Source organism: Coleofasciculus sp. D1-CHI-01 (genome assembly GCF_040218875.1).
Classification (GTDB): Bacteria; Cyanobacteriota; Cyanobacteriia; order Cyanobacteriales; family Coleofasciculaceae; genus Coleofasciculus.
In genome coordinates, this window is the sequence record NZ_JAVJQP010000097.1 from 1 (window position 1) to 20,228 (window position 20,228).

Genomic DNA, 20,228 nt, shown 5'->3' on the forward strand with positions numbered 1-20,228 from the left:
TTTTTGACTTCTATCATTGTTGATTTAGACAAGGTTAATCTCTCTTTTAAATAGTCACAGGTAACTGACTAATTATCTCAATGTATCAACCCTCAGTAAAGTGAGTATTTATGCTTAGTGTTCTCGGAGACGTTCCTGTAATCTGTCATGTTACATTTTGAAGTGCGGAGTGTGGGTTATACCCTTTCTATTATCTGGTATTTAGCTAAATTATCTCAAATTTCTCACCTTTCGCTGCGAATTATTGCAACTGATGCCAATGCCTATCTGTTGGAGAGGGCGAGAACGGGTTATTATCAATGGGGAAGTTTAACAGAAATTCCGTCTGACTGGTTGGCACAGGCTTTCACTAAATCGGATAAATTTTACTGTATTCGTCCTGAGTTTCGTGAGGCAATTGAGTTTAAACAACAGGATATTCGTACCACTATGCCTTCGGAGTCATTTCATTTAATATTGTGTCGGAATCTAGTATTAACTTATTTCGATGCAGATTTACAACAAAAGGTGTTATCACGAATAGTCAAGCGGTTGGTTCCTGGAGGAGTATTTGTTGTTGGTAGCCATGAAGCTTTACCATCAAATTTTCGGCAGATGCAAGCTGTTCAGTTAGGAGTTTATCGAAAAGAAGGATGATTTTAGTTAGGATTGACGATTGATAGTTGACGGTTGACGGGTCACTGGTATTTCGTAAAAACCTTTAACAAACACAAGCGCCGGCTTGTAAAGGCTGGTGAGAGGCTAATGAACGAGGAATTAAGCCAGCAAAGGATAATTCACCTTGTTCTTTAATCTGAGAAGTTTGATGATTGTTTTTGGCAAGAATAAATTCGAGGATTGACTGTGCTTGTTGGGGATCAGTCAGGTAATAAATCGCCTGAGATTTAGGCGAGAGCCAAATTTGCAGCTTCCAGGGCTTAGATGTAGACACAGAATTGGGTTCGAGGGAAAAGGTAATCATTATCGACTGGTGTCCTGATTTCGAGGAATTAAAAAGATGGAGAACCTGAAGGTTGAGAGAGAAATGCTTTCTTGATTCCCACTTATAACTGTACCGGATTTTTCCACTCTTTATAGAGAGTTAAATCATCCGGAGTTTTGATTTTAATCCGCCCTAGGGGTGAGCCGCATAATATAAATTTGATGAAATCGATCAACTTAATAAGGTGATTGCCGTCACAAGTATGGTGGCGGAAAATCATTCTTTTCCCGGAGAAAAACGGCTGATCTGCCATTTTTAGTTAGGCATCATTAGTCATACTCGCTCTTTCTCAAGTGGGGATGTTTACATTCATAAAATGTGGTTTTTGTCAAGACATAGTAATGAATGGGTGGTCTAAGACATACCCGAATCTGGATGTTATGCTCAGAATCACCAAAATTATTACAATAAATTAAGCAAGTAGGATTAGAGCTTAAACGTATGGTGAATCGCAAAGACACGCTTTGGGAGCAATTCTTACAACCCATTGTTGGCGTATTCATCGACGGGGAGCAATTGCGCCAGCTTTATGAGAGCATTGACTGGCAACGAGAGTGCGATCGCCTTTCTACACCTGACTTAGTTTACCCTGATTACTACAAGAGTCAGAACTTCCACGGTATTGAAGGCGGTTACTTGAATGGTGGTGCGGCAACCAGCTATGATCCGATTACCCAATACGCTTTACCGCCCAACGAAACCTGGGTACGCCAGGAGTTAATCGATCGCATCCAGGGAACACCGCGACGGATTCTGGATTTAGGCTGCGGTACGGGTTCAACGACTCTACTGTTAAAAAAGGCATTTCCTGAAGCTGAGGTAATCGGTTTGGATTTATCCCCTTATATGTTAGTCATGGCAGAGCGCAAAGCTGAAGCCGCCGGGGTAGACATGCAATGGCGTCATGGTAAAGCGGAGGAGACGGGCTTACCAGAAGCGTCTTTTGACCTAGTGACAGCTTCCTTATTATTCCACGAAACCCCCACAGCCGTGGCGAAGTCGATTTTGCGGGAAAGTTTTCGACTCCTCAAAGGAGGTGGACAAGTTCTGATCCTAGATGGCAATCAGCGAACCTTGCGTCAAGTAAACTGGTTAACGGAGGTGTTTGAAGAACCCTATATCAAAGCTTACGCGACTGATAGCGTAGACGCTTGGATGGGTTCGGCTGGGTTTGAAGCGGTACAGACTCAAGACGTGTGGTGGCTGAATCAGGTTACCCAGGGAATGAAACCTCTCCCCGTAGACGAACAAGTGTACCAACGGACTCAACGCCGTACAATCGACGACTTCGGTTCCCAAGGTATTCCAGCTCCAGCATATTGAAGAATGTGGTATGAGTTTAAAGGCAGTTCTGTTTGATTTCAACGGTGTAATTATCAACGATGAGTCGATTCACCAGCAACTCATCGAAGACATTCTGCTGGGCGAAAATCTGCGTCCCTCGGCGTCGGATTACTGGGAGGATTGTTTGGGGCGTAGCGATCGCGCTTGCTTAAAAGTATTATTGGAGAAACGAGGTCGGGTACTGAGTGAGGAGGAATTAACCCGTTTAATCACCAAAAAAGCCAACGCCTACCGTCGTCAACTGGAAACTCTATCTAAATTACCGATATATCCGGGAGTCGAAGATTTAATTTACAAAATCCGCGTGGCTCAATTACCCATGGGAGTGGTGAGTGGGGCGTTGCGATCGGAAGTTGAGTTAGTCTTGGATCGAGCTGAACTATTGCCCTATTTTCCGGTTATTGTAGCAGGGGATGACATTAAGATGAGTAAACCGGAACCGGATGGCTATCTGTTAGCGGTGGAACGCCTCAATCAGCAGTTTCCAGAACTTAATGCCAAATCCTCCGATTGTCTTGCCATTGAGGATACACCGGCGGGTATTGAAGCCGCCAAACGCGCCGGGATGCAAGTCGTCGGCGTTGCTAATACCTATCCCTTCCACATGCTTCAGCGTCAAGCCGACTGGACGGTTGATTATCTGCATCAGCTTGAACTTGAGCGCGTGCAGGAAGTCTATGCTCAAGTTGTGGGTTAGAACTGTAGCTGTGCGATTCGCAGCAAGCGCATTCAAAGTCCCCCTTTTGAAGGGGATTTAGGGGGATCTAAACTTAGTCAAGAAGTCCATAAACTGATGCAATAGAATCACAATTTGAGTGGAGATCCCCCCTAGCCCCCCTTAAAAAGGGGAGAACCGGATTAAATTTCCTCTAGTCTGACTTCAGGGTAGCAAGCGCATTCAAAGTCCCCCTTTTGAAGGGGGATTTAGGGGGATCTAAACTTAGTAAAGAAGTCCATAAACTGATGCAATAGAATCACAACTTGAGTGGAGATCCCCCCTAGCCCCTTAAAAAGGGGGGAACCGGATTAAATTTCCTCTAGTCTAGCTTCAGGGGGGAACCGGATTTAAAGTTCTTTTTTTAAGGATGCTTCGCTTTTATTGCATAGGCAAACTGGACTCGATGTCCCTCTTTTCGATTTCTGGTTTAAGAAAAATGGCATTACCAACATCAGGCAACCGAAACCTCAACACCACAGACTTTCATCTTCCCTATGATTCGCGCCTAGTAGCCAGAGCCAAATCCCTTCGCCAAAATCCAACCCCAGCCGAGAAAAAACTCTGGCGAGACTACCTGAGAACATTCAAATTCCGGATACTGCGACAGAGACCTATTGATTACTTCATTGTTGACTTTTACTGTGCTACCTTGAAATTAGTGATTGAAATAGATGGGGATTCTCATTTTACAGACCAAGGAAAAGCCTATGATTTTAACAGAACCAGTATATTAGAAGGCTATGGTTTGCAGGTCGTTCGGTTTACAAATGAGGAGGTACTCAATCATTTTGAAAGTGTTTGTCAACAGATTGATGCGATCGCCTCAGCCGCCTCAGCCGTTCTACAGCCCACGCGAACTCAAAACTTCTATGACGTTTAATAGCTGAAACGACCTTGTATCAGAAAGAACCCTTCTGCCTTTTGCTATAAATCTAAACCCTTATACCAATTGACAAACTTGATCACATCGTTCTTCGTCAGGGTGCGACTGGGCTTTGTGTCAAAATACTTCTTGAGGGGGTTGACAATTCTATTTTCAGAGTGTACTAAAGACTGCTTGGGTAAAACGACAGCCGTGTGATCGATCGGGTGAGCCGCTACAGTATGCTAGACTAGGAGTCCGGGGAATTAGCTCAGTTGGTAGAGTGCTGCGATCGCACCGCAGAGGTCACCGGTTCAAATCCGGTATTCTCCATTAGCGGATCAGTTTTACAAAGTAATTTTTCAGTTTGTTAAGGCTTTGGTAACTCTTGTATCATCCTCAGTACAATCGTGAGTTGGGTTGTTCGAGATGAGTTATGGTAAAAAAAACCAAGCAATCCTTAAGTAATTCTTAAAGGAGTCGTGTTCTTTGCCAGATCGCGACACGGCGCTGGAAAACCAGCTTTATTTCTCGGCTGCTGCCACTTTACCTAAGGAAGGAGATTGTATGACTCCCACAATGCTGCGTCAGTTGTGGTCTTTAATTGAAACGACTCAATCTAATCTGCTACTGAAACTCGACGATGCTAGTCTGGTTCAGTGGATACTCAAGCAATTCAAACAAGAGCGAGGTCTGAATTCAGAGGAAATGCATATTTTGAATGACTATCTCTATAATCGCTTGTCTCTGATCCGGGATCTGGCAGAGCAACGGTATACGACAAGTCACTCGTCATCCTAGGGCAATTTGGCTGCAAGTACCCATCAGTTCACCAAAGAGGGGGTGATGAGGTGAAGGGGTGACGCCATACAGAAGATTGAGGTGGGCAATAGCACTCTCTTGATAACCTGAGCATTTCCAGGTTGATCACTCCTGCCCACCCGACTTCAACTTAAAGTGACTTATTCTTAACGTTTATTAAAAAATATTTCGGTAAATTACTATATATTTCCTGCCTAACCAACGCCCCATTGCCACCAATCCCTGGAACACTAAAGAGAATTTGTTTCAGCTTTTATTTATCTTGTCAGACTGAGATAATAGGTTTAAACTTTGATCAGAACAGGGAAGAAGGCTTCGCGTCAAGCTCCGATCAATGAATCTCAGCTAAGAGAGGTTCCTCTTCCCTCCCAAATATTAAGATTTTATAAAAGGTAGACCTGATACAGAAACCTAGGTCATTATTGACTAAACTTAATGAGAATTACTTTTAACAAGTTGCAAAATTCGCTTCCCATCATCGGAGTCAAGAAGATATGGAATGTCACAAATGTCAGAACACCTGCCACAGTAAGCCCAAAAGAGGGGTTGGCTGGAAATGGTGGAGCAAATCACCACAACCATCACTGCTGAAAACTGAACCGATTCCCCAAGTCGCGTTGGTGGGGATGCCCAATGTGGGGAAAAGCGTTTTGTTTAATGCCCTGACGGGGACTTATGTCACCGTGTCTAACTATCCCGGTACAACAGTAGAAGTCTCCCGGGGTCAGATGACGGTTGGGGATCGCCTGTTTGCGGTGGTGGATACACCAGGAATGTATTCCCTACTCCCGATTACCGAAGAGGAAAGAGTTTCGCGGGATTTATTACTCAGTGAATCCGTAGACTTGGTGATTCATGTCGTTGATGCCAAAAACCTAGGGCGGATGCTTCCGTTGACGTTTCAGCTTATTGAAGCGGGTTTACCTGTGCTGTTAGCCGTCAACATGATCGATGAAGCTGAACACCTGGGGATTCAGATTCACCGGGATCATTTGGAAATGGAATTAGGAATTCCGGTTGTCACCATGGCAGCAGCACTGAATGTTGGTGTACGAGACTTGAAGTATAAGGTGGGTGATTATGTTAAGTCAGCTTGCTTATCCGGAACCTATTGAGGGGGCGATCGCGAAACTGGAGTCGTTGTTATCACGATTGTCGCTATCCCAGGATTATCCCCTTTCCCGGCGCAGTATTGCCTTACTCCTGTTGCAAAAAGATCCTGCACTTTGGCAACAACTTCAGATTCAGGAGACAGAAGCCGAAATTAAAGCCGCGATCGCCGATGCTGAGAGTCAGTTGGATGAACCGTTAATCACAGCAATTGCTAAGGCGCGTCAACAACGGGCGTGGGCGATCGAACAAACGGTTCTCAGCGAATCCAGTCAAGGCAAAACCCCGTTAGCGGAACGACTGCACCAACTCACGGTGAATCCGTGGACAGGATTTCCGATCTTGCTGGCGATTCTCTATTACGGGATTTACAAATTTGTCGGGGAATTTGGGGCGGGGACGATGGTGGATACCATTGAAACCTTTTTTGAAACATATATTAATCCCGTTGTCAACCAAACGGCAGCGGTAATTTTGCCCTGGCAACCTTTACAGGATTTAATCGCCAACGACTACGGGATTATTACCTTGGGGATTCGCTATGCAGTGGCGATTGTCTTACCCGTGGTTGCTACATTCTTTTTCATGTTTTCCTTCCTGGAAGACAGTGGCTATCTGCCGCGACTATCCCTGATGCTGGATAACCTGTTTAAAGCGATCGGGTTATCGGGGCGGGCGGTAATTCCGATTGTGTTGGGATTGGGATGTGACACCATGGCAACCTTAGTCACCCGCACCCTGGAAACGACACGGGAACGACTGATTGCCACATTTTTACTCTCCTTAGCCATTCCCTGTGCGGCACAGTGGGGGGTAATTGTGGGATTGTTAGCTCAAAAACCAGCCGCGTTGTTGATTTGGGGTGGAGTGATTGGGGCAATTTTTATGATTACAGGCTATTTAAGTGCCCGAATGCTGCCGGGAAATCCGGCTAGTTTTTACATGGAAATTCCCCCCTTGCGTTTTCCTAAACTGCAAAACATTCTGGTGAAAACCTATCTCAGAATGAAGTGGTATTTTTTGGAGATTCTGCCCCTATTTATTTGGGCATCGGTGATTATTTGGTTTGGGCGTTTAACCGGGTTATTTGGCTGGATTATTCAGGGGATTGAGCCGATTGCTTTAGGGTTAGGATTACCTAGAGAAGCAGCACCGATCTTTTTATATGGCTTCTTCCGGCGGGATTACGGCGCGGCTGGGTTGTTTGATATGCAACAGGAGGGGATTTTTACGGGGAATCAGTTGGTGGTGACGGCGATTGTGTTGACGCTGTTTTTGCCTTGTATTGCCCAACTGCAAGTGATGTTGAAAGAGCGGGGGGCGAAAGTAACTTGGGCGATTGTGGCATTTATTTTTCCCTTTGCCTTTTTTGTGGGATATCTGGTTAATGGTTTGTTAAATGTATTAGGAGTGGTGATTTAAATGATTGCACTAGCATCGGTTAAACGAGGAAATAGCGGCACCGTTGCTGCGTTGAAGACGAAGGATGAGATGACGTTGCAGAAGTTGATGGCGATGGGAATTAGTCCTGGAATGCCGATTCTGTTGGAGCAGCGGTTTCCTTCTTATATTATTAAGGTGGGCAGAACGCGGGCGGCGTTGGATCGGGAAATGGCAAAGATTATTTATTTGCAGCGATAAGGGGATAAATTTTTACCCTCATCCCCTAACCCCTTCTCTATCCCCCCTAGCTTCCCTTTTAAATCCGATTCGGATTATCCCTGGATTTGAGAAGTGGGGGCGGAATGGATTTTATCCCATCGCACCCCCCGATCAGGTGGAATACAGTTCAGAAACAGGGGCAAAATAACCCTTAGTGGCACCATCCTTGCGCCCCAAACAACCCAAGGGAACGCCAATAATTTGAATCAGGGCGGGTTTCGTTGTTCAGTTATCAGTGATCCCCTTAATTAAGTCCCTAAACCCGCCCCTACAGCCCTGATTAATTAAAGCCAATTTCAGTAACAATAGGTCGATTCTTTTATGTCAACCCAATTAACCTTAAATTTAAACAATCCTCACTTCACCTTACTCCATCGCGCCGGATTCAAATAAGGTGTGCAACGCCAGTAGATACTATCATGTCTGCTGAAATTCTTACACTTGGGTGGAGTCTTGTGCCTGCTTGTACTCGTTGCTAATATTCCTTCTAGGCGGACGAAGGAATTCAACGTAAGCCTTGACAGGTAAATGCCGCCCAGAATTGCGGTTGTGAGAAGAGATATTCATCTGGATCTGTTTTTATCGCCTGAATCTGTTTGGTTATTTGATAGTATTTACGATAGTCGCTTTCCCATTTAAAATAGTCGGATGAATCCGGTTGGCATTGGTTGCGCTTACGCCTTGCCTCTTTCCACTTTACTTCGGCTTGTTGGCAGAATTCTTTGATATCCTCTCGATTCAACAGTTCGTCTTTCTTGAGTTCCCGTAATTGAATTTGAGCTTGTCGCAACGCTTCCGGACGGCTTTTTCCCTGTTGTCGCTGCTGATAGTAAAAAATCGAAAATAAAGCTGTCGCTAAATCAGCCACTGACCAAAGGGTGCTAACCACACTTCTCGCCCCAGCACATAAAAATCCCGTCGAAAGGGTGAGGATATCATCGGTGATTTCCGGTAATCCTAAACCTGTCTCGCAGCAGGAGAGAAAGACATCGAATAAATCCGGTAAACGCCATCCCGGTGTCATTAATTGCCCCAATGTAATATGACTATCTGCTAATTTTAGCACCGATTCCAATGGATTATCCAGGCGAAATTCGGCATGGTGACTGGAGTGAATCACTTGGACTTGATGAACCAGTTGGCGATAATTTTTAACTGTGGCTTGAGTTTTCCCCTTTAATCGTAAATTATCGGGAATATTATGTAATCGGGCGATTTGTTCACCTTCAAAGCTAGCGAAAGGCAGGTCATCTGTGGCATCTTCCACCGTACCATACTGTGTGGCACAGAATCTCTCTCTATCGCGGCGTTGTTGGCAAAATGTCAAGATTTGACAACTGGGGGTATAACGGATAAGAAATCTGTCTCCGAAATAGGTTCTTATCTCACCCTTGTTGGAGTTGGGAGAGGAGTTCAATATCGGTAAAGCCGCAAAAGGAATTTGATGCAGCAATAAGTGAGGAATAATAATCAGTTCGTTAATCCCCTGTAAATGGTTGGTCATCAGTTCAGTCAGTTGCAGTCGTTGGGAGAGTTCACTGAGAAATGAGTTGATATTGCTTTTCCAGTTAAACTTATCCTCAATATAAGGCTGTAACCAGTTCTGAGAAATAAAATGTTGCAGGGTATTAATTCCTTGACCGGGACAAGTGTGAAGCGTCAGTTTATTTTGTCGTAGAATGAATAAATGTAGGTCGTTAGTCGTGGTATAGAAACTAAGAATAGCAGTAGTCGGTTGGTCAATAAGTTGTTGGATCTGAGCAAAATTAGGCGCATCAACTTTAATTTCTCCAGCCAGTACCGGATCAAGGCGTCTCAGTTGTTCCCAGACGTGCAGTTTGTCAGCTTCTAAGGATGCGATCGCGTCGTTTTCGGCTTGGAATGCGGCGCGGTTTTGGCGATGGCTATCCATCCCCATCAGTTCTCGATTATTACTGGATTTCTTCTGTGTTCGTTCTTGGTCAATTCGCTGTTGTAAATTATCAAACTTTTGCAACAATTCCTTGACATCTGGGGCAATTTCCTCACTCTGGTAAAGGTCATTACTTGCCATTAAATCGACCAAACGTTTAGCCCGCGATCGCTCGACGGTTTCTAGGGCTTTTTCTAATTGTCCAGCATTGATACAAGCTTGCACCATATTGTCATAAATATCAAGGGATTCGGCGAGAATCTCTTGGCGGCGGAAGTCGGATGTTACCCAACTGCGGCTAGTTTCTACGGCTTCAATCGCCAGATTATAACCCTCAATCGCTTCATCCCACCGTTGAGCCTTAAACGTTATATCGCCGAGCAGACGTCCAGACATTAGACAGTCTACTGGAAAAACCGTAGGTTGGAAGATGTCTAGAGATAACTTTAAACAGGATATGGCTTGATCAACTAATCCCAATTTATGATAGGCATGAGCCAGATTATATTGAGTATCCGCCCAATCTTTAGGAAACGCGGCGCGAGTACAAACATCTAAAGATTTTTGTAAACAATGAATCTTTTGTTCAATCAACCCTAATTTACCATAAAGATTAGCCAAATTATTTTGCAGTGTCGCCCAGTTTTGAGGATAAGCTCTCTTGGTGTAGACTTGAGAGGCAGCTTTGTAACAGTTTAGGGCGGAGTTTACATTCTCTGTTTGGTTTCCTCGGAGACGCCAACTGTAGGCAGATGCTAAGTTGATTTGAGCCATCGCCCATTGTTCCGGCATATTCTCAATCGTCGCAATCTCTAGGGCTGTCTTGTAGCAGTGAATGGCTAATTCTATATTCTCGGCTGAATCACCCACAATCCTTTTTTCATAAGCAATACCCATACTAGTTTGACAACTCACCCAGTCTAACGTAAATGCCTCACGAGTACGGATTTCTAATGTTTTTTGGAAACATTGAATGGCGGCTTCTAAATTTTCGGTGGGGTCTCCTTTGATACGATTAGCATAGACAATTCCCAAATTTTGGTTAAGCATCGCCCAATTTTCTGGAGATGTCTCACGAGTATGAAAGAAGAGGGCATTTTTGCCGCTTTTAATCGCTAATTCGAGATTCTCTGATGGTTCACCCCCGACTCGTTCTCGGTACAAATTGACTAGATTGTTGTGCGTATTTGCCCATTGTTCGGGGAACGTCTCGCGGGAGCAAACGTGTAACACTGTTTGACAACATCTAATAGCCTGTTCCAAATTTTGAGCGCGATCGCCATGGATTCGTTTACGATAGGCAATGGCTAGATTGTTTTGACTATTTCCCCACATTTCGGGAGACGATTCAGGCGTAAAAATTTGTAAGGCGTTTTGATAATACTGAATTGCCTGTTCTATATTAGATCCACGATCGCCGTGAATTCTATGTTGGTATAAACCGCCCAAATCATTTTGCTGTGCTGCCCATATTTCCGGTAATAAGTCACGGCTAACAATATCGCCAACAACCTCATGGCAAGTAATGGCAATTTCTATATTGGTTCCTCGGTTGCCTTGGTTAAAATTAATCAACATATCACGGAATGCTGAAAGTGCGAATACACTCTGAAACGTTTCTCTTAATGATGGTTCTAGTTTCAATTTAGACAGGTCAGTTGTGGCTAATCGATAGAACTGAGCAAATTGCTCTGGTTTTATTTTAGACTGAATATACTTCCCTAATCCACGCAAAGCTTGGATAAAGCTCTGATCCAGTTTGTCTAGATTGGCTGCCAAGAATGAATATAAGACTTGTGGCTGATCAAAGTTATCGTAGCTTTGGCGCAATACCTCGAAGAGAAAACGGACAACTTGATCATTGGAGTCAAGTTGATTATTCTTTAACTGATTAATGAGTCTTTTTCTACCCGAACGTTCAGCATAGTCTTTTGCCAATTCAGGCTGTCCATTATTAACACAAGCTTGCACCAATTTTTCATAGATATCAAAGGCTTCTGCTTTAATCTCTTGACGGCGAGATTCTGAATCTGCCCAATCTATGTTTTGTTCAATAGCTGCAATCGCTGTCGTAAAACCGACAATAGCTTCTAACCAGAATTGAGCCTCAAAAGCCATATAACCCATATTACTTGCGACTCGCCAGCACTGTTGAGGAAACTCTGTCGGTGTCCAGATTTCTAAAGCGGCTTGAAAACAAGCGATCGCGTCTGTAATTTTATGTTGGAATCGATACGCATTACCCAGATTCATTTGGGTTAATGCCCAGTCGTGAGGAAATGACTGGCGGGTGAACACTTGTAGGGCAGCATTGTAGGCGGTGATAGCGTTGTTTAAATTCTCCGTTGGTTCACCACTCATCTGATGCCAATGGTAGCAATAGATATTGCCCAAAACGGTTTGAGTTTTCGCCCAACCTTGCGGAAAAGCTGTGCGGGTATAGACTTGCAAAGCAGCTTGGCAAGCGGCGATTGCCATGTCCAGATTTATGGCTTTATCACCCTTAATCCGATGGCGGTAAGCCACAGCTAAATTCATTTGTGTCATTGCCCATGGTATCGGATCTCCTGCACGAGTGCGAACTTGTAAAGCGTTTTGGTAGGCGGCGATCGATTGTTCTAAGTTCTCGGCTTTATCACCCCAAATCCGATCGCGGTATAGGTTTCCCAAATTATTTTTAATTTTGCCCCATTCTTCCGGAGATGTCTCCTGGGTTAAGACTTGTAATGCTTTTTTAGCCGCATCAATTGCCGTTTCCAGGTTCTCCGCCTGATCGCCCTTAATCCGTAGAGAATAAGCAATTGCCAACCTGTTTTGAGTATCTCCCCAGAGTTGAGGATTCCCCTCGCGGCTGATAACTTGCAAGGCGGCTTGATGACAGGCGATCGCCTCTTCTACATTTTCCATGCGATCGCCCAGTGGGAATTCACAAATGACACTTCCGAAGATGTTGAGAACCACCGCAAAGCCCTCTATTTTCTCGCCATCGGCTTGATCAAGCTGAGTAATTCCCCAACTCCGAAACCGCTGAATAAAATGGCGATCTTGCTCTAGGTAAGCTTGTAGAATCGGGTAAGCCGCTTCTGGATTACCATTACTCTTCGCTAAGGTGATCATGACTTGAGCCAAAAAGAGAGCAAATCCTTCTGAGTTAGCGGCGGGATTTGTCGGGTTAGTTGCATCAGTGAAGCGAGAAAAATTGCCAGCTAATCCAAGTTCTACCGTCAGGTTTTGAGCAATATTCATTAAAAAGTTAGCCACTTGGCGATCGCCTTTCTCTAGCAGCGTCATCGCCACCATTGTCATCATCTTAACTAAACCAGCATCAATCAGATTTGGGTGGCGCATCAAAATCTCTGCTTCCCTACCCGGAGGACAGTTCAGCAGAGCAAAAATAACTTTTAAATAAGCTTGTTGGCGTTTTTTGTTACTCCTTTTTTGTTTACCCTTGCCAAATCCCTTTGCCATATTTCTGTTTAAGCATCAAATTCATTATTCGTAGGGGCGCACCGACGTGCGCCCTTTTCCCGACGTGCGCCCTTACTTATTCACCTCAATTCCCCATAATCCTCCATTCTCTTTCTTTAAGTTCCGCTAATTTCTCCAACAAACTTTCGGCTAAATCAAATAACTTAAACTCATCCTCTTCATCACCCGAATCGCGGGTCATTTCCCCAACCGTAACCCCACCTGCCAAAATCATGGTCGCTTCATGCAGTTTATCCGATTCATCAGCAATACTCAAACAGCGTTCCAACTGGGCAATAATTTGAGCTAATCCCTCAGTTTCCATTTGCTGCTGCACTCGTTGTGCTAAAGGATGATCACTGTCTCGCGCCCAGACTGCGGCGGGATAATCACTCGCCAAAAAAGCATCAATAAATTCGACAACTGAGGGTTCAATAAACGTCTGATCTGCTGTTAAGGCGACAGAACTTTCTACCGTTGTTTCATCATCATCCCATCTGTCTAACCAATCTCCCTCGATATCCTCAATATACAAATTTACAAAATCAAGTCCATGAGTCAGCCAATCTTGCTGCATTTTCCGGGATTTTTCCAGCGCTTCAGAAAAAGCGCCTAAGTCATCATGACTGTAATTTTGTTGTTTGGTGACCATAACTTAGATAGAAAATTCCGTTTGTGCTAAAAAAAAATCGGTCGTCAGAACTAATCTCACCCGTTAGGGAAATTTGAGATAACGTCCCAGAGGAAGAAAATCACTGTTATAAAGACTTATTCTGACTAACTGTTCCAAAAAATCAGGTTGACCCGGGTTATAACTGAGGAAAAGTCCTCGATCGATTACCCACATTTGCAGCGTATCCTGCCAACTTTCATATTTTTTTTGAGCATAGTTATTACTCACAGTCGTCACCTGAAGGCAGAGGGGCTTTCTTTGACGATAACTAACAATCAGATCCGTTGCCATAGATAAATCGGCGATATAGCATCGCCAAACTGTACCCCCTCGACTCTCTATAGTTTGAACGATAGACTTCAGAATATCATCATCTGCTGGACTGAACTCACTTGACATCAACTTTTGTTTCCAAATGTAAAACTTTGGATCACTGCTATTTAGCCATAGGGGAAAAAGATAACCATACCAATATTGTTCCGTTGGTGTCATTTGCTCAAAGGCAGAGTTCTGCAACTCTGGAGAGGATAAGGCTTGAAGGTTAAGCCAAACGTCAGCATCTCGAATCACCTCTAACAAAAATGCCATGACAAATTTTTTGGCAGTAAGTGAACCTGGCTTGATGTCTTTCACCCAGCGGTTGATCTCATCTAACCGTTTGGCTAAACAGGGTTCTATCGATGATGCCTCTTTGATTAGGGATTTGAGTTTAGCCTTGATTTCTAGGGAATGCACATGATTGCTCTATTCGTCGATAACGGGATGATGGTTGAATTTATTATATCTCACTTCGTCCCTAATCTCTACTCAATTAGCCATTGATTAAATTAACATAAAGAAACGCTGAGTTGTGCAAAAATTGTACTTAGGGTCAGGGCGGGTTGATTCAGTTAATCAACTTTGTAATTGATTTAAAGGGTTTGATGCAAGCGTTGATGGCGCTAAAGCGCCTACTACGAACGAACTACATGTCCTCTTCAGATTGCTGGGACTGTAGCCAATTGAGCAATACTTGAGTGCTACTAAAATAATTTGTAATCCCAACATTTCGTAACGCCGCTTGAACTTCGGGTGTACCAAAGTCCCGTTCATTACTACTCAAGAATACTTTAGTTTCCGTCGGGTATGACCGAGCCTGATGTAGAATACAGTGAAGAATCAGATTATCGGTATAATCTTGATCAATTAAAGAAATAGTTAAACCATCTTGGATTATGGCTGGCGTTAAAGCAATGAGTTCGGCTTTTTCAGATATCTGGTTAATCGCTTGATACAGACGCATTTTGATCTCTGCAAGTAGCTGCTCATTTTCAGTTTTAGACTCCATTAAAAGCGCCAACATCGACCTCGCATGAGATGAAGTTCTATCTCGTCGTAACTGACTGATTTGCAAATTTAGTTCGTTTTCAAAACGTCGGCGGTATTTTTGTTCATTTTCTAACGCTGATAATGATTCCATTAAACAAATACTTGGCATGACTAGCTGTACCGATGATGGCGTATTTTGCAGCAATGTAGTCGCTAATAAATCACGCCCAGTACAAATACTCATGAGAAAGTTCGTCTCTAAGTATAGTATCACCTGAAATTTCTACCTCACGTTTGGTGCTACCCTCGTCTAGTCGTTCTAATAAACCAATGGCTGCTAATTCTTTTGATGCTGGCGGTGTTTCTAACTTCCAGTGGAACGCTAAATCGTCCAGCCATGCTAAAAGTAATATTTCTAAGTAACCTCCAGTTATTTGTTGATGCTGATAGTCACGCTTATAGCTATCAAAGTCTCTGATATATGGTTTTACCACATCCGTCGTCTTTAGGGAACAGATAGCCTCAGACCAATTGACGCCATCCCATTGAACAATTTGAATCGTTTCGGGGTCAACTAGCATCGCGAAGGGAACGACGGTTTGCGTGGCTTTTAGGTAGGACGTAAATTGAGAGAGGGTAAGCTTAACCACACGGCTACCTCTGACATCAGCAACTAGAATAACTCGTCCCTGTTTGTCTAAGGCAATTACATCAGCAGAGATTTGATGACGGAATATCGGATTGGCGGTTTCCATGGGGTTGATTGGTGATGGGTGATTGGTTATAGTTTAACAACAATGGGTTGACAATCTAATCCCTTGGCTGCTGTTGATTGTTCTTCACACTCAATCGGATTCGGCTGAAATAACAGCTTCAAATTAGTCGTATCTTCGGGAACTTCAAACACAAGTTGTCCCTGTCGTTGATCGCCGGGACTAATTTCACCTGTCGGTGTTTCAATATCCTCCAATGCACTGGCTAAAAGCGCCACTTGATAAGTATTATTGTTTCCATTGATAAGTTCAAAGGAAACCACGGAAAAGGTTTGTGGTTGTTGTCCTTGATTGACAATGGTTGTATCCACGACTACCCACTGATTTCCTTTATTCGGTTGAATCACGCCTTTTCCGGGATGCACCCTGGTGCTGTTAACAGTAAATTGGAGATTGAGATTGTTTTGACTGATGGAAATGACCTCACCTACCGAATGGGTTGGTGCTGAAATGGGCTTGGTTGCAGGAGATTCAGTTGTTTCCCCAGACGTGCGATCGCGACTTTCAATCGTCTCAGGATTTTGTTCTGACGGAGAACATCCTAGGGCTAAAGTCAGGAGGGTAATCGACGCGATCGCACCTATTTTTTTTAGTGTTTTATACATACTTAGTCATCCTTGTCAAATTGTAGGGGCGGGTTTAGCCGTTTAATTGATGGGTATACCGATAACTTATCAACAAAACCCGCCCTCTTGTCGTTTAGATTTGAGACAAATGACATAAGACAAATAACAAATACCCTAACTTCCCAACATCTGCAACTTATACAAAGCAGCATACAAACCCTCCTGTTGCAACAGTTGTTCATGAGAACCAGATTCCACCAACTCACCCCGCTTAAGCACCAAAATTCGGTCTACATTGCGAATGGTTGAGAGACGGTGGGCGATAATAATTGCCGTGCGTTTTTCCAATAAATGATCAACGGCTTGTTGAATCAACGCTTCGGTGCCCACATCTAAACTTGCCGTCGCTTCATCTAACACCAAAATTTGCGGATCACGAATTGCCGCCCGGGCAAATGCTAATAACTGCTTTTGACCCCCAGAAAGATTGGTTCCTCTCTCCCGAAGTTGAGTATCGTAACTTTGAGGAAGTTCTTCGATAAATTGTCCAACATTTGTGGCTTCCGCCGCCGCTTTCACTTGTTCAATCGAGTAGTCTTCGCCCAAGGTAATATTACTTTTAACATCCCCAGCGAATAAAAATCCCTCTTGCAAAATAACCACTATCTGACGCCGTAATTCAGCTTGGGGCAAATCCCGAATATCAATCCCATCCACTAAAATACGTCCCTTTGTCGCTTCATAGAGGCGACACAGCAAGCGAATAATCGAACTCTTTCCCGCACCCGTCGGACCCACTAACGCCACTTTTTCTCCGGGGCGAATGGTAAAGTTTAAATCTTTGAGAACATAGTCATCATCTTTATAAGCAAACCAGACATGTTCAAAGCGAATTTCACCTCGATGCGCCGCTATTTGTCCCTTACCATTGGTTTTCTGCTGTTCTGAAACTAACGCCGCCTGGGATAACTCTGGATCACGAATTTCAATCGGCTCATGCATAATATCACTCACCCGTTCAAGTGCAGTGAATCCAGCTTGGAACATGGTAAACTTGTCAGCAAACTGACGCAAGGGATTAAATAAACGCTGGGCGTAGAGAATAAAGGCAGATAAGACACCAAAACTGAGATTATCTTGCAGAATTAACCAGCCTCCTAACCATAATACCGCCGCGATCGCGACTAAAGATATCCACTCTAATGTGGCAGACACAGCAGAATCGTGAAAAATGGTTTTATCAACTTCTGCGACATAGCGCTGATTCACCGCCCGAAACATTTCAGCATTCACTTGTTCCCGGCGAAATAGCTGGACAATATTAATCCCAGCGATATTTTCTTGCAACATTGAGTTGAGTGTGGAGAGTTCTTCTCTGGCTGTATAATTCGCTTTCCGATATTGCCGCTGGAAGTAGACAATTAACCCGGTAACCGGAAATAGCATTAAGATCAGAATTAACGCCAATTGCCATTGTAGGGAAAACATGAAAATAGCAATAACCAGCATAGAGAAAATATCATTGAGAATGCCAATGGCACCACTGGAAAAGACTAATCCTAATGCTTCCACATCGCTGGTGATCCGGGTAATCAGTTTTCCCACCGGAGTTCGGTCAAAAAATCGCACCGCCAAGGAGGTAATATGGTCAAATAAATCATTGCGAATCCCGGCGGTAATTTGCTGACCTAAGTTTTCTTCCAGGAATTTCTGGAAAACGCTACAGGTTAATCGGATAATGATACTCAGTAACAACAGAGTTGCCAGAATATTAATGCCTTCTGATAAAGAACGATTATCCAGAAACCACCAGGTTTCTTCTTGACGAATCAAGGAAACCGCTTGCCCAATAATTAAGGGTTGAATAGCGCCCAGAATGGATACGGGAACGAGTAAAATAATCGCTGTGATCAGTAGGCGTTTTTTAGTCAGCGCGTAAGGAACCAATCTCAGGAAAAGTCGCCAATCCGTTTCCCCGCGTCGGTTAACGCCTCTAGATGTTGGTGATGATGCCTTAGTCATAGTAAACCCTGGTTTGCAAAAGTCATACATTCGTATGTTGAAATTGTTTGTAGTAGGCACTTTAGTGCCTTAAAAGTATTATTGATGAATTCTACCATCGGGTAAAATAGCGCCCGATAAAATAGCTCCCGTTAATTTAACCAACACTCGGTCTGCTGTTCCTACCTTAGCGCCACGCAAATCCGCACCAGTCAAATCCGCACCACTTAAATCCGCACCAATTAAATTCGCATCCCGTAAATTTGCCTGAACTAAACAGGCTTGAAATAAGTTAGCGCGAAACAGATTTGCTCCTTCTAAATTCGCGCCACTGAGATTAACATTATGTAAAAAAGCATCCGTCAGGTTAGCTTGACTGAGATTGGCATTACTAAGATTACGTCCAGATAGGTCTTTTTCTTTGAGATCAACCCCCTGAAAATTAGCGCCACTGAGATCAGGCTGCGATCGCGGGCGCTGGGATTGCGATCGCGTTCTGGGTTGGTAGTAGTTCCTGGATGAGGAGGGCGGTTGCTGCGGTTCTCTGGGTTGGTAGTAGTTCCTGGATGAGGAGGGCGGTTGCTGCGGTTCTCTGGATTGATAGTAACGCCGCGATTGAGGGGGTTCTCGTCGGGGCGATCGCGCACGATAATAATAGGTATTGGAAGCCGATTTGCGCGGCGGTGGGGATGGGGGTTTGGGCGTTTTGGGTTTTTGCGATCGCAGTTCGTCTCGCGCTTGGTTAATTTCCTTGAGTTTGGCTTCAGCTTTCTGGCGCAAGCGCTGATTGTCCTCGGGGACACGATCTGGGTGCCAAATAAATGCCAAGTCTTTGTAGGCTTGGTTCACGTCTTCTAGGGAGGCTCCGGGTTCTAGTCCCAGTATTCTGTAGTAGTGGTCTAAATTGTTAGATGACATTGCCGTTTAGCGCCTGTTGAGCCCGTTAGCACGAGGTTGGAGAACAGATCCGAGTGAATGCGCTACGCAAAACTTAGGTAAATCTAGTGGCGTGGCACAGCTCATAGGTGGACTTAGTAAATTAGCGGAAAGCCTTAATCAGTAAAGATTGTAGCATTGGTCTAAAGTCACAATTTGTAATCTTAGGTATATGGACAATATACTCAATGCGTGCTTATATTAACCTCAAATTTACCTCAATATCACCATTATGGTCTTTGAGAAGCGCGATCACGTCTTGGGCTGTGCCGTCAGGGGGTAATATATTTTCAAATGCATTAAGTTCCGAACGTGTGAGTATGGAAACCTGTCAGGGACAGTTTTGCCTGATGTTGGCGCGTTGTAACTATGGGTATTTGCAACAACGCCTGATCCAGCAACTGCAAGACGAATGCACCTTCGACATCCGACTTATTCACCTGAAGCCAGACGACAAAACCCTATTTAGCACCGTGCGATCGCATCTGGTGTGATAGCATTGGTAATTAACAGTAAAAAACAATGAATTCAGACAAACGTTCTTGGTGGAAACGAGTATCCGATTCTGATCCTAAAATTCGAGAAGCAGCACACCGAGAGGGGGAACAAGAAGCCGATGACTTCTACAAACAAGCCTACCCAAATTACAGAAAAGCAACAGAAGGAACAGAGACTCCAAACACCCCAACAGAAGAAGAATGAACCTGTTTTTGAAGTTTATGACCCTGTTGATGTGCGTGGTGTCTGGCTAGGGCAAGAGCAAGGGTATCAATGGCATCCGGGTTGCTACGTTCTACATCGGGAAATCAAAAAAGGGCAATGGTGGTATATGATTACTCGTCCTTACCAAGGCAATAATAATATCACTCAACTTTCCTACCCTATTGCTTATCCCTCAGAAAAGTTACGAAAAACAGAGAATCCAACTCCGTTAAAAGTTACAGGTGGCATCTATAAAGCCAATGAATTCTTACAACAGTATGGCGCATCCTTGCTCAAAAATGCGCTCAAAAACAGTAACTAAATTTTTATTTAACTACCCCCTTTTTAGGTAAAGGTGTTTCGCAAACTTGCCAGTTCAATTAAATACT

The 20,228-nt window shown here is 44.0% G+C and carries 20 protein-coding genes and 1 tRNA gene; 11 read left to right on the forward strand and 10 right to left on the reverse strand.

Annotated elements, in window-relative coordinates; translation table 11 throughout:
* Positions 1-147 precede the first annotated feature (147 nt).
* Complete coding sequence (locus RIB93_RS18035) at positions 148-636, forward strand: CheR family methyltransferase (protein ID WP_446374183.1); 489 nt, start codon at positions 148-150, stop codon at positions 634-636.
* Between the two features lie 64 nt (positions 637-700).
* Here the strand turns inward: RIB93_RS18035 and RIB93_RS18040 are convergent, their stop codons facing one another.
* A complete protein-coding gene (locus tag RIB93_RS18040) occupies positions 701-961 on the reverse strand; it encodes a hypothetical protein (protein WP_446374185.1) in 261 nt (86 codons plus the stop codon).
* 82 nt (positions 962-1,043) lie between these two features.
* Complete coding sequence (locus tag RIB93_RS18045; RefSeq protein ID WP_446374187.1) at positions 1,044-1,235, reverse strand: hypothetical protein; 192 nt, start codon at positions 1,233-1,235, stop codon at positions 1,044-1,046.
* Positions 1,236-1,423: 188 nt separating this feature from the next.
* Between RIB93_RS18045 and RIB93_RS18050 the strand changes: the two genes are divergently transcribed.
* The 8 genes from RIB93_RS18050 to RIB93_RS18085 all read left to right on the forward strand — a co-directional run bounded on the left by RIB93_RS18050 (position 1,424) and on the right by RIB93_RS18085 (position 7,479).
* Positions 1,424-2,305 carry a class I SAM-dependent methyltransferase gene (locus RIB93_RS18050; RefSeq protein WP_446374189.1) on the forward strand — a complete coding sequence of 294 codons (882 nt, stop codon included), beginning with the start codon at positions 1,424-1,426 and terminating at the stop codon, positions 2,303-2,305.
* A 10-nt stretch (positions 2,306-2,315) separates the two neighbouring features.
* Positions 2,316-3,023, forward strand: a complete 708-nt coding sequence (locus RIB93_RS18055; protein ID WP_446374191.1) for an HAD family hydrolase — start codon at positions 2,316-2,318, stop codon at positions 3,021-3,023.
* Positions 3,024-3,480: 457 nt separating this feature from the next.
* Positions 3,481-3,924 (forward strand): endonuclease domain-containing protein, encoded by a 444-nt coding sequence (locus RIB93_RS18060; protein ID WP_446374193.1) that lies wholly within the window; start codon positions 3,481-3,483, stop codon positions 3,922-3,924.
* 242 nt (positions 3,925-4,166) lie between these two features.
* Positions 4,167-4,239: transfer RNA gene (locus RIB93_RS18065), tRNA-Ala, on the forward strand.
* Between the two features lie 234 nt (positions 4,240-4,473).
* Entirely contained in the window at positions 4,474-4,707 is a 234-nt protein-coding gene (locus RIB93_RS18070) for a hypothetical protein (protein ID WP_446374235.1), read from the forward strand.
* A 515-nt stretch (positions 4,708-5,222) separates the two neighbouring features.
* Positions 5,223-5,843: a FeoB small GTPase domain-containing protein gene (locus RIB93_RS18075; protein WP_446374195.1), complete on the forward strand. Its 621-nt coding sequence runs from the start codon at positions 5,223-5,225 to the stop codon at positions 5,841-5,843.
* Positions 5,809-7,260: a nucleoside recognition domain-containing protein gene (locus RIB93_RS18080; protein ID WP_446374197.1), complete on the forward strand. Its 1,452-nt coding sequence runs from the start codon at positions 5,809-5,811 to the stop codon at positions 7,258-7,260. The genes RIB93_RS18075 and RIB93_RS18080 overlap by 35 nt, the downstream gene beginning before the upstream one ends.
* Complete coding sequence (locus tag RIB93_RS18085) at positions 7,261-7,479, forward strand: FeoA family protein (RefSeq protein WP_446350619.1); 219 nt, start codon at positions 7,261-7,263, stop codon at positions 7,477-7,479.
* A gap of 526 nt (positions 7,480-8,005) precedes the next feature.
* Here RIB93_RS18085 and RIB93_RS18090 read toward each other — a convergent pair.
* From RIB93_RS18090 to RIB93_RS18125, 8 genes are all read right to left on the reverse strand, one after another.
* On the reverse strand, positions 8,006-12,880 hold the full coding sequence (locus RIB93_RS18090) for a CHAT domain-containing protein (protein WP_446374199.1): 4,875 nt from the start codon (positions 12,878-12,880) through the stop codon (positions 8,006-8,008).
* Positions 12,881-12,965: 85 nt separating this feature from the next.
* The gene (locus RIB93_RS18095; protein WP_446374201.1) at positions 12,966-13,532 is read right to left on the reverse strand and encodes a hypothetical protein; all 567 of its coding nucleotides are present in this window, start codon (positions 13,530-13,532) and stop codon (positions 12,966-12,968) included.
* A 63-nt stretch (positions 13,533-13,595) separates the two neighbouring features.
* Entirely contained in the window at positions 13,596-14,288 is a 693-nt protein-coding gene (locus RIB93_RS18100) for a hypothetical protein (RefSeq protein ID WP_446374203.1), read from the reverse strand.
* A 229-nt stretch (positions 14,289-14,517) separates the two neighbouring features.
* The gene (locus RIB93_RS18105; RefSeq protein ID WP_446374205.1) at positions 14,518-15,105 is read right to left on the reverse strand and encodes a PIN domain-containing protein; all 588 of its coding nucleotides are present in this window, start codon (positions 15,103-15,105) and stop codon (positions 14,518-14,520) included.
* Positions 15,083-15,616 (reverse strand): hypothetical protein, encoded by a 534-nt coding sequence (locus tag RIB93_RS18110; RefSeq protein WP_446374207.1) that lies wholly within the window; start codon positions 15,614-15,616, stop codon positions 15,083-15,085. The genes RIB93_RS18105 and RIB93_RS18110 overlap by 23 nt, the downstream gene beginning before the upstream one ends.
* A gap of 26 nt (positions 15,617-15,642) precedes the next feature.
* Positions 15,643-16,239, reverse strand: a complete 597-nt coding sequence (locus RIB93_RS18115) for a DUF4352 domain-containing protein (RefSeq protein WP_446374209.1) — start codon at positions 16,237-16,239, stop codon at positions 15,643-15,645.
* A 135-nt stretch (positions 16,240-16,374) separates the two neighbouring features.
* Positions 16,375-18,222, reverse strand: coding sequence for an ABC transporter ATP-binding protein (locus RIB93_RS18120; RefSeq protein WP_446374211.1), 1,848 nt, complete (start codon positions 18,220-18,222; stop codon positions 16,375-16,377).
* Positions 18,223-18,300: 78 nt separating this feature from the next.
* The gene (locus RIB93_RS18125) at positions 18,301-19,119 is read right to left on the reverse strand and encodes a pentapeptide repeat-containing protein (RefSeq protein ID WP_446374213.1); all 819 of its coding nucleotides are present in this window, start codon (positions 19,117-19,119) and stop codon (positions 18,301-18,303) included.
* 338 nt (positions 19,120-19,457) lie between these two features.
* On the opposite strand from RIB93_RS18125, the gene RIB93_RS18130 reads away from it, so the two are divergent.
* Together RIB93_RS18130 and RIB93_RS18135 are read left to right on the forward strand one after the other, a co-directional pair.
* Entirely contained in the window at positions 19,458-19,631 is a 174-nt protein-coding gene (locus tag RIB93_RS18130) for a hypothetical protein (protein ID WP_446374215.1), read from the forward strand.
* Between the two features lie 122 nt (positions 19,632-19,753).
* Positions 19,754-20,161, forward strand: coding sequence for a hypothetical protein (locus tag RIB93_RS18135; RefSeq protein ID WP_446374217.1), 408 nt, complete (start codon positions 19,754-19,756; stop codon positions 20,159-20,161).
* Positions 20,162-20,228 lie beyond the last annotated feature (67 nt).